This is a genomic window from Pediococcus sp. EKM201D (assembly GCF_011800215.1).
In the GTDB taxonomy this organism is placed as follows: Bacteria; Bacillota; Bacilli; order Lactobacillales; family Lactobacillaceae; genus Pediococcus; species Pediococcus pentosaceus.
In genome coordinates this window covers 94,431-107,312 of sequence record NZ_JAALFK010000002.1, presented here as the reverse complement: position 1 = coordinate 107,312, position 12,882 = coordinate 94,431, and the positions used below count along the sequence as shown (strand labels likewise).

9 protein-coding genes are annotated in these 12,882 nt (G+C 37.8%); 6 read left to right on the top strand and 3 right to left on the bottom strand.

Translation table 11 applies throughout. From position 1 onward, the window contains the following. Nucleotides 1-242 precede the first annotated feature (242 nt). From argF to HFC68_RS03315, 6 genes are all read left to right on the top strand, one after another. Nucleotides 243-1,244 carry an ornithine carbamoyltransferase gene (gene argF / locus HFC68_RS03340; protein WP_002832944.1) on the top strand — a complete coding sequence of 334 codons (1,002 nt, stop codon included), beginning with the start codon at nt 243-245 and terminating at the stop codon, nt 1,242-1,244. A gap of 13 nt (nt 1,245-1,257) precedes the next feature. Then, the gene (gene arcC, locus HFC68_RS03335; protein ID WP_011673772.1) at nt 1,258-2,187 is read left to right on the top strand and encodes a carbamate kinase; all 930 of its coding nucleotides are present in this window, start codon (nt 1,258-1,260) and stop codon (nt 2,185-2,187) included. A gap of 52 nt (nt 2,188-2,239) precedes the next feature. Then, nucleotides 2,240-3,463 carry an arginine deiminase gene (arcA, locus tag HFC68_RS03330; protein ID WP_011673771.1) on the top strand — a complete coding sequence of 408 codons (1,224 nt, stop codon included), beginning with the start codon at nt 2,240-2,242 and terminating at the stop codon, nt 3,461-3,463. Between the two features lie 95 nt (nt 3,464-3,558). After that, a complete protein-coding gene (locus tag HFC68_RS03325; RefSeq protein WP_011673770.1) occupies nt 3,559-4,977 on the top strand; it encodes a basic amino acid/polyamine antiporter in 1,419 nt (472 codons plus the stop codon). Between the two features lie 165 nt (nt 4,978-5,142). Further along, complete coding sequence (arcD, locus tag HFC68_RS03320) at nt 5,143-6,564, top strand: arginine-ornithine antiporter (RefSeq protein WP_011673769.1); 1,422 nt, start codon at nt 5,143-5,145, stop codon at nt 6,562-6,564. 371 nt (nt 6,565-6,935) lie between these two features. After that, nucleotides 6,936-8,477 carry a YfcC family protein gene (locus tag HFC68_RS03315; RefSeq protein ID WP_160211264.1) on the top strand — a complete coding sequence of 514 codons (1,542 nt, stop codon included), beginning with the start codon at nt 6,936-6,938 and terminating at the stop codon, nt 8,475-8,477. A 96-nt stretch (nt 8,478-8,573) separates the two neighbouring features. Here the strand turns inward: HFC68_RS03315 and HFC68_RS03310 are convergent, their stop codons facing one another. Genes HFC68_RS03310 through glpK form a run of 3 tightly spaced genes read right to left on the bottom strand, consistent with a single transcriptional unit; the run spans nt 8,574 to nt 12,656 of the window. After that, the gene (locus tag HFC68_RS03310; protein WP_011673767.1) at nt 8,574-9,293 is read right to left on the bottom strand and encodes an MIP/aquaporin family protein; all 720 of its coding nucleotides are present in this window, start codon (nt 9,291-9,293) and stop codon (nt 8,574-8,576) included. 13 nt (nt 9,294-9,306) lie between these two features. Then, complete coding sequence (gene glpO / locus HFC68_RS03305) at nt 9,307-11,124, bottom strand: type 1 glycerol-3-phosphate oxidase (RefSeq protein ID WP_002832952.1); 1,818 nt, start codon at nt 11,122-11,124, stop codon at nt 9,307-9,309. A 17-nt stretch (nt 11,125-11,141) separates the two neighbouring features. Next, entirely contained in the window at nt 11,142-12,656 is a 1,515-nt protein-coding gene (gene glpK, locus HFC68_RS03300) for a glycerol kinase GlpK (protein WP_002832953.1), read from the bottom strand. Nucleotides 12,657-12,882: the final 226 nt, after the last annotated feature.

Below are 12,882 nucleotides of genomic sequence, written 5' to 3'. Positions count from 1 at the left end.
AGTTATATGATACTTTATGAATTATACAATAATAAGATATAAAAATGAAAAAAATGACAATTTTTTTGTTATATAAAATATTTATTCAAAAAATAAGTGATTTTATTCAAAAAATATTCATTTATGAAAACGTTTTAAATAAAAATAATATTAATTTTTAAGAAAATCAATTGATCACTGAAGCTTTGTGAAAGCGCTTGCTAGAATTAAACACGTAATCAAATATAGAGGAGGACGTTAAAATGTCATTTAACTTACGTAACCGCAGTTTTTTAACCTTATCAGATTTTAGTACTCGTGAAATGGAATACATGCTTAATTTAGCTGAGGATTTAAAGAAAGCTAAATATGCTGGCTATGAAGGTAATCGCTTGGCTGGCAAGAATATCGCTTTGATTTTTGAAAAAGATTCAACTCGAACACGTTGTGCTTTTGAAGTTGGTGCTAAAGATGAAGGTGCTCACGTAACTTATCTTGGTCCTTCAGGCTCACACATTGGCTACAAAGAATCAGTTAAAGATACAGCTCGTGTCTTGGGTGGTATGTTTGATGGGATTGAATATCGTGGATTCTCACAACGCTCAGCAGAAACGTTAGCTGAATATTCAGGTGTTCCTGTATGGAATGGTCTAACTGATGAAGATCACCCAACTCAAGTTTTAGCTGATTTCCTAACGGCTAAGGAAGTTTTGAAGAAAGAATATAAAGATATTAAATTTGCTTTTGTTGGAGACGGTCAAGACAACGTATCTAATGCTTTGATGCTAGGTGCTGCTGTAATGGGAATGGAATATCACGTTGTAACCCCTAAAGAACTTGAACCAACCAAGGACGTCTTAGACAAAGCTAACGCAATTGCTGCTAAAACAGGCGGTAAAATCGTTGTTGAAAATGACGTTAAAGCTGGTGTTAAGAATATGGATGTTATCTATACCGATGTATGGGTATCAATGGGTGAACCAGATGAAATGTGGCAAAAGCGTATTAAATTATTGAAGCCATATCAAGTAACTAAAGAAGTGATGGAAGCTACCGAAAATCCAAATGCAATCTTTGAACACTGTCTGCCTGCATTCCACAATACAGACACATCAATTGGTAAAAAGATTGAAGAAAAATATGGTCTATCTGAAATGGAAGTTACTGATGAAGTCTTTGAAAGTAGTCAATCAGTTGTATTCCAAGAAGCTGAAAATCGGATGCACACAATTAAAGCTGTCATGGTTGCAACTTTAGGTGACTAAGGAGGGCGAGTTTATGTCAAAAATGGTGGTTGCCTTAGGTGGTAATGCTTTAGGAAAGAGCCCTGAGGAACAGTTACAGTTAGTGAAAAATACGGCTGCATCATTGATTGGTTTGGTACGTGATGATCATCAAGTAGTAATTAGTCATGGGAATGGTCCTCAAGTTGGGCAAATCAATCTTGGGATGAACTACGCCGCCGAACATGGTAAAACAGCAGCTTTTCCGTTCCCAGAGTGTGGGGCAATGAGTCAGGGTTATATAGGTTATCATCTACAACAAAGTTTACAAAATGAACTTGCAAAACGAAACATGGATAAAAATGTTGTGACAACTATAACTCAAATTGAAGTTGACCAAGATGATACTGCTTTTCAAAAACCGACTAAACCAGTGGGTGATTTCTACAGCAAAGAACAAGCCGCACAAATTGAAGCTGAAAAAGGATATACATTTGTCGAAGATGCAGGACGTGGATATCGCCAAGTTGTAGCTTCTCCATTACCAAAATCAATTATTGAAATCAATAGTATTAAAACGCTTGTCGAACACGGTGATTTGGTAATCGCTGGCGGTGGTGGTGGCGTTCCAGTCATTAAAACTGAAACTGGCTTAAAGGGAGTACCAGCTGTAATTGATAAAGATCGTTCGAGCGCCTTGCTAGCTGATAACATCGATGCCGATAAATTAATTATTCTCACAGCTGTTGACTATGTTTACGTTAACTATAATAAGCCAGAACAAAAAGTACTCAAGCAACTAAGCGTTGAAGAAGCCCAAAAGTACATGGATGACGGACAATTTGCAGCTGGAAGTATGCTACCAAAAGTACAGGCATGCTTATCTTTTGTTAAGGGACACCCTGAACGTGAAGCAATTATTACCTCATTAAATGGTTTGGATGACGCTTTGAAAGGTAATTTAGGTACAGTAATTCACGGCTAAATAATTTATTTAAGTACCAGGTAGAAAAAATAAGAATAGGAGTGTGATTATAGTGGCGAACGCAATTCATGTAACTTCAGAAATCGGAAAACTTAAGACAGTTATGTTACATCGTCCGGGTAAAGAAATTGAAAATATTACCCCGGATTCGATGGAAAGATTATTGTTTGATGATATTCCATATCTACCAATCGCTCAAAAAGAACATGACTTTTTTGCTAAGACCTTGACAGATCAAGGGATTGAAGTGATTTATTTTGAAAAATTGGCAGCTGATGCTTTAAGTGACGATGGAGTAAGAAAAGAATTCTTAAATAGAATGATTGCTGAATCTGGCTATGCAGTTGGAGTAATCCATGACGCTTTAATGGAATATCTTTACGCAATGGATCCTCAGATGATGATTAATCAAATTATTGAAGGGGTACGAGCAAGCGATGTTAATATTGTTACTCCTGACTTACAATCCGTTTCTGAGAATACAGATTGGCCCTTCTTAATGGACCCAATGCCTAACGCATACTTTACTCGCGATCCCCAAGCATCAATTGGAGATGGGTTATCTATCAACAAGATGACTTTTGAAGCACGCATGCGGGAGTCCTTAATTACCGAATATATCATGAACTACAATCCTCGCTTTGCTGGAAAAGTCAAGGTATGGCGAGACCGTAATCATCGTACCCATATTGAAGGTGGGGATGAATTAGTTTTAAATGATCATGTATTAGCAATTGGTATCTCTCAACGTACGACAGCGAATGCAATTGAAGATATCGCTCGTAATTTATTCAAAGATTCTAATTATGACACGATTATTGCAATTTCAATACCTCATAATCATGCAATGATGCATTTGGATACAGTATTTACGATGATTAATTATGAACAATTTACAGTACATCCAGCAATTTTAACTGGTGATGGAAAAGTTGATAACTGGGTACTTCATCCTGGTAAAGATGGTGAGATTACAATGGAACATCATACAGACATTAAGGAAGTCTTGAAGAAGGCTCTTAATAAGTCTGAAATTGACTTAATTCCAACTGGTAATGGTGATCCAATTGTGGCTCCAAGAGAACAATGGAATGATGGTTCAAATACGTTATCAATCGCTCCTGGCGTTGTTGTAACTTACGACAGAAATTACGTATCGAACGACTTACTACGTCAACACGGTATTCTGGTCCATGAGGTTCGTTCAAGTGAATTATCTCGCGGACGTGGCGGTCCACGGTGCATGTCCTGCCCAATTGTTCGTGAAGACATCTAAAAATAATTTTATGGCAGAAGTGAACTGTGGTACTAGAAAATAGTAGACAGTTTACTTTTGCCATTTTTATTAAATTTAAGAATGGAGTGAAGAACATGGAAAATAAAAACGGAATTGGGCGACTAGGCTTAACCGCCTTAATTGTTAGCTCTTGTATTGGAACCGGAATCTTTGGAATTACCAATGCGGTTGCCGCTGCTGCCGCACCAGGACCAGCATTATTGTCTTGGTTGTTTGTTGGAATTGGTTTTTTGTTCTTAGTTTTATCATTAAATAATTTATCTGAAAAACGCCCCGATTTAGAAGCAGGAATTTTTAGTTATGCGGGAGCTGGATTTGGTCCATTAGGTGAATTCATTTCTGGATGGGCTTACTGGCTTTCAGCTTGGCTTGGAAACATTGCTTTTGCAACCATGCTGATGAGCGCGATTGGAACTTTTCTACCGGCTTTCAAGGGTGGCCAAAACTTACCATCAATAATTGTAGCAATTATTTTCTGTTGGGCTTTAACTCTACTTGTCAATCGTGGGGTAGAAAGTGCTTCGTTTGTTAACACCATTGGAACTTTCTTTAAGATAATTCCACTAGTTTTGTTTATTATCATTGTAATTATTTTCTTTAAAGGTCACATGTTTACAACTGATTTTTGGGGAAACGTTGCCAATAACTTTTCCAAAGGAACTACAACCGGATCAATTTTTGAACAATTGAAGGGAACATTATCAACTTTAATTTGGGTATTCATTGGTGTTGAAGGTGCTTCAGTTATGGGCCATCGTGCTAAAACTAGAAGTCAAGCTCAGCAAGCCACGATTATCGGCTTTGTTTTACTTCTGATAATTTATGTCATGATTTCAATTATCCCTTACGGAACACTAACACGTGCCCAGTTGGCGGGTGCTGAACAACCAGCTTTAGGAAATGATTTACAATTAATTGTTGGTAGTTGGGGCGCAATGATTATTAATATAGGTTTGATCATTTCTACGGTTATCTCATGGTTATCGTGGACGATGTTACCAGCTGAAACTACAATGTTAATTGCTAAAGATAAGGTTATGCCAAAAGTTTGGGGTAAATTAAATGAAAGAAAAGCTCCAACAACGTCACTAATGATTACAGCGGTTCTACAAACTATTTTCTTATTCTCATTGCTATTCACCTCCGAAGCTTATAATTTTGCTTATTCATTAGCTTCAGCAGCTATTCTATTCTCCTACCTATTTGTGGGATTGTATCAAATGAAATACAGCTACAAGGAAAAGCAATGGGGACAGTGGACAATTGGCTTAATTGCAGCTTTATTCCAGTTTGCCTGCATGGTGCTATCTGGTTGGCAACAAATTTTGTTAGTCTCTATCAGTTTCATCCCAGGATTCATTATCTATTATCAAGCAACGAAAGAAAATAAACGTACTTTAACTGGTAAAGAGAAAGGTATGATGGGGATGATTTTGATTCTCAGTTTGATTGCCATTTATTTGGTAGTTAATGGAACAATTGTTGTGAGCTAATTAAGCAGGTTAAAAGTATAATTTGCCTAAGAAATTAAGACGAAATATGATTTTTTTGATTATATAGGGTATTGGACACTAATTTAAGTTACGAAGAATTTAGATAAATATTCTGAAGCATCACGTATATCAAATAACTAATTAAAATTTTTGGGAGTAATTTGAATGACAGAGAAAAATGGGAAAATAGGCTTATTAACTTTGAGTGCCCTAGTGATTAGTTCATCTATTGGTAGTGGTGTTTTTGGAATTATGTCAGATCTTGCGAGGGCTGCAGCGCCGGGACCGGTTTTAATTACGTGGTTTATTGTTGGTTTGGGTGTTATGATGCTGGCTTTATCGTTAAATAACTTATTATTAAAAGAACCAGAGCTAGAGGGAATATTTTCTTATCCCAAGAAAGGATTTGGCCCTTTCATGGGTTTTATTAGTGGTTGGGGATATTGGTTGTCGGCATGGTTGGGTAGTGTGGCATTTGCAACCTTCCTGATGAGCACAATAGGTTATTTTTTTCCAATTCTTAGGTCAGAACGAAACTTACCATTAATTCTAATTGCAAGTATCTTTTCATGGGGACTGACATATCTAGTTAACCGCGGCATCGAAGGTGCTGCCATAATTAATACAATTGTAACCGTATGCAAATTGATTCCTTTATTTGTATTTATTGTATTTGGAATTATTCTTTTTAAAGGCGGAATGTTTACGCATGCCTTTTGGAATAATATGAATAATAATTTTGTTGGTGGAGATGTTATAGGTCAAGTTAAGAACTGCATGATGGTAATGATGTGGGTTTTTGTTGGAATTGAAGGTGCCTCAATACTATCAGCACGAGCTGAAAAGAAATCGGATGCGGGAAAAGCAACCATTTTGGGTTTGATTAGCTTATTAGTTATCTACATTTTGGCATCAGTTTTACCATATGGATATTTAACCCAAGAACAGTTGGCAACGATTAAACAACCAGCCATGCTATATATATTTGAAAAGATGGTTGGTACTTGGGGTGGATACTTCATTGGAATTGGATTAATTGTATCAATCCTAGGTGCATGGCTTTCTTGGACGATGTTACCAGCCGAGACAATGTTATTGATGGCAAAGCAAAAACTATTACCAGAATATTTTGGGAAAATTAATGATAAAAAAGCTCCCACCTTTGCCTTAATTTTAACGGCTGGATTAATACAGATTTTCTTATTCACCCTATTTTTTACAACTAAAGCATACAATTTTGCTTATTCTCTTTGTACCGCAGCGGTGATTGTGTGTTATATCCTAGTTGCGGCTTACCAGATTAAATATTCGTGGACACATATCCATGAAAAAGGAAATCATCAACAATTGGTAATTGGTGTCCTAGCCTTGTTGTTTGAAGTAATAGGCATTTTAATGGCAGGGTTAAGTCATTTATTGCTATGTTTTATTGCATACATCCCTGGAATTTATTTTTATGGTCAGGCTCGTAAAAATAATGGACACGAATATTTCCTCTCTAAGGGAGAATTGATAGTAACAGTATTTATAACAATTGGTGCTCTAATTGGAATGGGGTTAGTGATAATGGGAAAAATTATAGTTTGAATTGTAGGAAAATAAAGGTACAACGATTAAAGAAATTCAAGATATGGAAGCATTAGCCAGCGAACTAAAACATTAACCACTTCGAGTGTGCAATCAAAGCTTATACAAGCTTTGATAACAAAGTGTGCCGGAGATTTGTATATTTCTCACATTCATTAAACAACAAAAAATTTGTATAGCCTCAAAGAGATCATATTTAAAAATCATTTTTAATTAAGTAAATAATTTAAAGTAGTTGATTGAAAAAATATAAGTTCAAAAATTTTAATATATGGCCTGAAGCGTTTTAAGTTTAGAAAGTTTAACTTCCAAAATGGTGTCTGACGCTTAAGGCCATATTTTATATCCACATAAAATATGAGGTGATAAAAATGACCAGTAAAGCTAAAAGACGTTTTAAGTTAAAAATGCCCGGGGCCTTTGTAATTTTATTTATTTTAACAATTGTAGCAGTTATTGCGACATGGACAGTCCCTTCTGGTAGTTATGCTAAGTTAGCCTATAATCAGACTACTTCAAGTTTGCAGGTTAAAGATCCTGGGGGCAAGGTTCATAAGGTACCTGCCACTCAAAAGGAATTAAATAAGTTGGGAGTTAAGATTAATATAAAAAAATTTACTTCAGGAGGGATTACGCAAGAAATTTCGATTCCCAATACATATCAGCGTTTGAAGCAACATCCAGCTAGTATTACTAAAGTGACTACGAGTATGGTACGTGGAACAATTGAAGCTGTAGACATTATGGTATTCATCTTTGTCTTAGGCGGGTTGATTGGGGTTGTTAGGGCTAGTGGAGCATTTGAATCAGGACTGGTTGCTTTAACCAAGAAAACTAAAGGTCATGAATTTTTATTAATTTTTTTGGTAGCAATTTTGATGATATTAGGTGGAACGTTGTGTGGGATTGAAGAAGAGGCCGTAGCTTTTTATCCAATTTTAGTGCCGGTATTCATTGCAATGGGATATGATTCCATAGTATGTGTAGGAGCAATCTTTTTAGCAAGTTCGATTGGAACAGCATTTTCAACGATTAATCCGTTTTCAGTCGTAATTGCATCGAATGCGGCGGGAATTAATTTTACAGAAGGAATTGGATGGCGTGTGTTTGGATGCATAGTGGCAGCTATTTTTGTTGTAGGTTATTTATACTGGTATAGTCGAAAAGTTAAGGACAACCCTCAGTTTTCATATTCGTATGAAGATCGTAACACGTTCAATAGTAAGTGGTCGGTTGAAAGTACTGATGACAGTGAGGCAAGTTTTACTAAACGGAAGAAAATTATTTTATTGTTATTCGTTGCCGGATTTCCACTGATGGTGTGGGGGGTAATGACGCAGGGATGGTGGTTTCCAACCATGGCGTCTTCGTTCTTAGCATTTGCGATTATTATCATGTTTCTGACTGGTACAGGAGCAAATGGTATTGGTGAAAAAGGCGTTGTAGATGCGTTTGTTAATGGAGCATCTAGTTTGGTAGGAGTTTCTTTGATTATTGGGCTAGCACGTGGAATTAACCTTATTTTAAATGAGGGGATGATCTCTGATACAATTCTAGATTTCTCTTCAGCTCTAGTAGCTAACATGAGTGGTCCAATATTTATTATTGTGATGTTATTGATTTATTTTGTATTGGGATTCATTGTTCCGTCTTCTTCTGGATTAGCAGTCTTATCGATGCCGATTTTGGCCCCTTTGGCTGATACAGTTGAAATACCAAGATTTGTGGTAGTAACAGCATACCAATTTGGTCAATATGCAATGTTATTCTTAGCACCAACTGGATTAGTAATGGCGACGTTGCAAATGTTAGACATGCAGTATTCACACTGGTTAAGATTTGTATGGCCTGTGGTGGTCTTCTTATTAGTATTTGGCGGAGGAATCCTAGTAGCACAAGTTTTAATATATTAAAAAATAAAAACACCGGAATTTAAATTCCGGTGTTTTGCTGCTTTAATATTAAGCATAAAGGGTAAAAAGGGTCGATGAATTATAAAGTGTTAATTGTTAAGGGATCAAATTGAAGCAAATTGCTCCTAGAATGGCACCAACAACTGGTCCCAAAATAGGAACCCAACTATAGGCCCAATCTGAGCCGCCTTTGTTAGCGATTGGAAGCATCGCATGTGCGAGACGAGGACCTAAATCCCGCGCAGGATTGATGGCGTAACCGGTAGTTCCGCCAAGTGAAAGTCCGATTGCTGTAATGAGAACCCCAACAGCGATGGGATTAAGACCCTGAGTGAATTGTCCCCGAGTAAAGGCTAATAAACCGAAAATAAGTACTGCTGTACCAACAACTTCACTAATAAAGTTCATGCTGTAGTTGCGAATAGCAGGTTCTGTAGCAAAGGTACCAAGAATAGCATCTTTATCTTTGGTTTCTTTCCAATGTGGGTAATAATGAATCCAAACGATAATTCCACCAACTAAACCACCTAAAATTTGAGCAATGCTATAAGGAATAACGCTTGACCAAGGAAATTTACCGGCAATTGCCATTCCGACTGAAACTGCAGGATTTAAATGGGCAGGGCTGAGAAAAGAGGATGCATAAACCCCTAATGTAACAGCTAATCCCCAGCCTAAAGTAATGGCGATCCAACCAGAGCCTTCAGCTTTTGACTTTCTAAGGCTAACTCCAGCCACAACACCGTCACCAAGTAAAACTAGTACAAATGTTCCAATAAACTCCCCCAGTAGTTGAAGCGATAAACTATTATCCATGAAAAGGTTCCTCCTATTTTAGGTAAGTAAGGCTAGCTTCATCGATTGTTTCTTGGAGTTTCTTCGCTTGAGCTTCACGCTCTTCGTCAGACCATTCGAAGTAACGAGCCATTTCATTAATAACACCCTTTTTAACATCATCAATTGTATCGTGGTGGAAAAGAAGGTGATTGGTACGGCGGAGCAAGTAGTCAACAGGTGTCAGCGTCATTTCTTCATTCATTGAATAATGTAGACTAATTGTCTCAGCAAGTGTTAGTCCGGGTGCTGCTTCAATTTTCCCAATCTGGCTAAATACACGAGCAGCATTTGATCCAAATAGGTTAGCTATTTGTTCAGCCTCAGCTTTTGATAGACCACTTTCAATTCCTTGTTTAGCGAAGAATGAAAGGGTAGCGTCGACGTTATTAGGATCGATGTCACCACCAGAAACTTGGAGATGCTTAGAATCAATTTCGTTGAATGTTTCGTTGAAGTCTTCTTTGAGAACTTTGGTGATTAGAGCAATGGCTCCAGCAGCCATTTTACGATAATCGGTAATTTTTCCACCTGCAAGGGTGATTAGCCCATCGTTTGCAACGTCGAGGGCGCTACCACGAGATACAGCAGAAGGATTTTTTTCTGAGAGGGTGCTTTCTAGATTATTAAGGACATCTTCAACGTCAACTCGATCAGCTTCTTTATTTTCATACTTATTTACAATATCAATGACTTCATCAAAGCTATCCGAAGTAATTTTTCCGGAATTACCACCATTGTAGTCTGAGCTACCATTGGAAGAAATTAGAGGACGTAAACCTGCCCAACTAGCTTCAATATCATCAATCGTAATCTTAGCTTCTGGATAATGTTTATTAATGATACTTAACAAGTAATCGACGTCCTCTTGCTCAACTCGTGGATGCAAGAAGTCGCCTTTGTAATCTGTATCGGTGGTTCCAAAATAGGTCTTTCCTTCGCGAGGAATTGCGAAAATCATACGACCATCTTGTTTGCCAGAGTCAAAGTAAGTTGGCTGAGGGACGTTTAGACGTGAGCGATCAACAACCAAGTGCACCCCTTTAGTAGGGCGCATCTGTGGAACAACTTCTTCTTTATCATCCATTTCACGAATAAAGTCCGACCAAGGACCCGTTGTGTTGATTACCAATTTAGCGTGAATATCAAATTCTTCACCAGTTAAGAGATCTTTAACGTTAACACCATTTACACGACCATTTTCATCATGCAGAATGTGTTGAGCTTTGATATGACTGACCATTAAGCCACCATTTTCATGAGCTTTTTTGATGTTTTCAATCACTAAACGAGCATCATTATTACGAAAATCAAGGTAAACACCACCACCCAAAAGACCTTCCGGATTAAGTTGAGGCTCACGTTGAAGAACCTCGTCTTTTGAAATAGTGTAGTTGGTGTATTTAGGATCTGTAACACCAGCAAGTTGATCGTACAAATTCATTGCAATTTTAACTGAAAACATATCAAAGGTTGATCCAGGTTCGTCATAAATTGGAAGAAGCATTGGATCAGGGCGAGGAATATGAGGGGCAATTCCTTGAACAACCGCGCGTTCTTTAACGGTATCAGAAACTACCTCGACATCGAAGTTTTTAAGATAACGAATTCCACCATGAACTAACTTGGTTGAACGAGAAGATGTTCCTTCAGCGAAATCTTGCATTTCAATTAGGGCGTTGTTCATACCCATGGCGCTTGCTTGAATAGCAACACCTGCGCCGGTGATTCCACCACCGATGGTAAGTAAGTCGAGCGTTTCATTTTTCAATCTTTCGATATCTTGTTTTCTACTAATTAATGAGAATGACATGAAATAAGCCTCCTAAGTTATTTTGATTGTCGTGGTCGATGTTTAAATTGACGAGTTGCTGCAACCGCTTCTTGCCAACCTGTGTATAAGTCTTCACGCTCATCAGTTGACATCTTTGGTTTGAATACCTTCCCTGGCTTATATTCTTTCTTTAAATCTTCAAGGTCTTTCCAGAATCCAACTGCTAATCCCGCAAGAAATGCGGCGCCTAGAGCGGTGGTTTCGAGATCACTAGCACGATCAATTTCAATTCCTAAAATATCAGATTGGAATTGCATCAAGTAATCATTATTAGAAGCGCCACCATCGACACGAATGGAAGGAATATCAATTCCTGAATCCTTTTTCATAGTGTCAATAACGTCACGAGATTGGTATGCAAGGGATTGAAGGGTAGCTTTAATGAAATCTTCACGGGTAGTTCCACGAGTGATTCCAAAAACTGAACCTCGAGCATTAGGATCCCAGTACGGAGCACCCAGTCCGGTAAAAGCTGGTACAACATAGACTTCATTATCATTTTGAGAAGCAACAGCGGCTGCCTCTGATTCAGAAGCCTTTTTAAACAGTTTCATTCCATCACGAAGCCATTGAATTGCCGAACCAGCCACAAAAATACTACCTTCTAGTGCGTAATAGACTTTGCCATTAATACCGTAACCAATGGTGGTTAATAAATTATTATCAGATAATTGCGGTTTTTCACCTGTGTTCATTACGGTAAATGCACCAGTCCCGTAGGTATTTTTGACCATTCCGGGTTCGAAAGCTAATTGACCAAATAAGGCCGCTTGCTGATCGCCAGCCATTCCAGAGATGGGAACTTCGCTACCATAAAAGTGGTAATCTTTGGTTTTACCGTAAATGGTAGAGTTAGGTTTAACTTCCGGAAGCATTGAAGCGGGGATATTAAGTAAAGCGAGAATTTCTTTGTCCCATTCTAATTTGTGAATGTTATATAACATGGTGCGGCTAGCGTTGGAATAGTCAGTGACGTGCACATCACCATCCGTTAATTTCCACATTAGCCATGTATCAATGGTTCCAAACAACAGCTCGCCGCGTTCGGCGCGTGCTTGTGCGCCATCAACGTGGTCAAGAATCCAGCGAATTTTGGTTGCCGAGAAGTAAGCGTCTGTAACTAGTCCCGTTTTTTGGTGAATCATGTCGCCATACCCATCTTTTACGAGTTGTTCAGCAATTTCTGCTGTCTGTCGAGATTGCCACACTACAGCGTTATAAATGGGAAGCCCGGTCTTTTTATCCCAAATCACGGTAGTTTCTCGTTGATTGGTAATACCAATTCCACTAATTTGGTTGGGCTTAATTCCTGACTCGATAAATGCATTAGCAATGGTCGACAATACGGCATTCCATATTTCGTTGGCATTATGTTCTACCCATCCAGGTTTCGGAAAGTACTGTGGAAATTCTCTTTGAGCATCTGCCATTTTATTTCCAGCATGATCAAAGATGATTGTACGAGTACTAGTCGTCCCTTCGTCGATGGCAAGAATATATTTGTCTGCCATGTCCGTACCTCCGTTTTTTTAAATTGTTAAGATTCAAGAAAGCGCTTTCTAAAGATCTCGTTGTTAATTATAAATCGTTTTTAATAATTAAAAAACAAAAACGCTTGTGAAATATTGTCTAATATTTATCATTTTTTTAAAAAATGTTTTATTATTTGAAAGTTAATATCATTTTATAATCCGAAGTGACTGTTATAGGGGATTTTGATGCGGATAATTGACAAAA